Origin of the sequence: Streptomyces sp. NPDC056738, assembly GCF_042790435.1 — a bacterium.
In the GTDB taxonomy this organism is placed as follows: Bacteria; Actinomycetota; Actinomycetes; order Streptomycetales; family Streptomycetaceae; genus Streptomyces.
Genome location: NZ_JBHTZF010000010.1, coordinates 6,577 through 8,517, shown reverse-complemented (window position 1 = coordinate 8,517; position 1,941 = coordinate 6,577). Strand labels below are relative to the sequence as shown.

Sequence of the window (1,941 nt, the reverse complement as noted above, 5' to 3'; positions counted from 1 at the left end):
AAGGTGCCGTCGTCGTTGGTCGTCACGGGCGGCAGCGTCTTGCCCGTGGGTGTCTCTTTGTCGGTGCGGGTGATCGTCAGTGGTGTTCCGGCGGGGAATGGGTCGCCGCCGGTGATCTTTCCGGTGACGGTCAGGGGCTTGCCGGGGACGACCGAGGCCGGCGCGCTCACCGTCACCGTGGTGGTGCTGCGGGCGACGGTCACGGTGCTGGTGGTGGAGGTCGGGGCGTGGGTGGTGTCGCCGGCGTAGGAGACGGTGTACTTCGCGTCGCCTTCGACGGGTGGGGTGTCGGTGAAGGTGAAGGTGCCGTCGTCGTTGGTCGTCACGGGCGGCAGCGTCTTGCCCGTGGGTGTCTCTTTGTCGGTGCGGGTGATCGTCAGTGGTGTTCCGGCGGGGAGCGGGTCGCCGCCGGTGATCTTTCCGGTGACGGTGAGGGGTTTGCCGGGGACGACCGGCGTGGGCGCGTTCACCGTCACCGTGGTGGCGGCCTTGGTCGGCGCGTTCAGCGTGTTGAGGCGGTACGTGCTGCCGTTGCCGGTGACCGCGAAGAGGTGGTCGCCGTCAGGCTCCCAGGCCAGGCCGTCCGGAACGAGGGTGCCGGTACCGGTGTCGGCGAAGTCGTACGTCCGGACCGGCTGGGTGGTGCCGGGCCTGAAGACGTAGACGTCCGGTTTGTTGTACCCGTCGATGCCGGCGGCGACGGTCCCGTCCGCGGCGATGTCGACGGCGTTCGGGTAGGGGTCGGTCGGGTAACTGCCGACTTCCTTCAGGTCGGTGGTGGACAGCACCTGGTGCCGGTAGGGCCAGCCGCTGGCCGTGACGACCTGGTCGCCGTCGGGGGTCACCGCGAGGTCGCGCAGATTGCTGCCGGCCTCGCCCTTGGCCATGCGCCGGGGCGCGTCCGCGCCGGAGACGTCGTACGTCGCCACGGCGGCCGGGCTGATGCCGGGCTCGGCGGCGGCGAGCACGCCGGGCGCGGCCGGGTTGGACGCCAGCCGGGGCGCGTAGTACCAGCGGCTGTCGCTGTCCTGGGCCACGGCGAGGACGGGATCCGTGCCCGACAGGTCGAGGGAGCCGATGTCGCCGTTCGCCGCCGTGCCGTAGCCGAACCAGAGTTTCCCGCCGGCGCGGGCCAGGGTCGCCGGGGCGTCGGCGGTGCCGGTCGAGTAGCGCGCGGACTCGGTGAGGCCCGCCGTGTCGATCGCCGCGATCTCGTCGCTGCCCGCGACGGCCACGTACAGCGTCCGCGAGTCGGCCGAGAGCTCCAGGCCGTCGGCCCCCGGCAGCGATCCGAAGGTCCCGACGACGGTGCCGCTGTAGTCGGTGGCGACGACCTTGCCGTCGGTCCGGTCGCTGACGAAGACGTGCCGGTGCACGCTGTCCACGAGGACATCGGCGACGGAGGCGACGGGCAGGACGGCGTTGCCGTCGGCGTGGGCGGCCGTCGAGCCGAGGCCCGTCAGGGCCACGGAACTGAAGAGGACGGCGAGTGCCGTCGCGGTGGAGATCCTGCGGTTGCGCAAGGTGGTTCGTACCCCCATGAGCCGTGGAAGGCCGCGCGTCACCGGAGGTCGGACGGCACCGGGCGCGGCAAGCTTCGGATGCTTGTGTCATGGATGTGACAACGGAGTCGCCGGAATGGTTGTGCGCCGGAGGAGCCGGTTCCGGGGGTCGTCCGCGCTGCCGGTCCCACCCCCGGCCGAAGCCGGTCCAACCCCCGGCCGAAGCCGAAAGTGGACCTGGCCGAAGCCGGAAGCCGACCCGGCCGAAGCCGGAAGCTGACCCGGCGGAGCGGGCGCGGCGTCAGCGGGTGCTCGTGGTGCGGATGTCGGTGACGTCGCCGGACACCGGCTCCACCTCGACGACGAGGTCGGTCGTGACCGTCGGCGATTCCCCGCCGCCGTAGGTCAGGGTGACGGCGACCTCACGGCTGTCACGACC

Annotated in this window: 1 protein-coding gene; it reads right to left on the bottom strand. The window is 71.9% G+C overall.

The features are described 5' to 3' along the window. The coding region (locus tag ACFRIC_RS25245) for an Ig-like domain repeat protein (RefSeq protein WP_382789655.1) at positions 1–1,541 on the bottom strand (1,541 nt) is incomplete at its 3' end. Positions 1,542–1,941 lie beyond the last annotated feature (400 nt).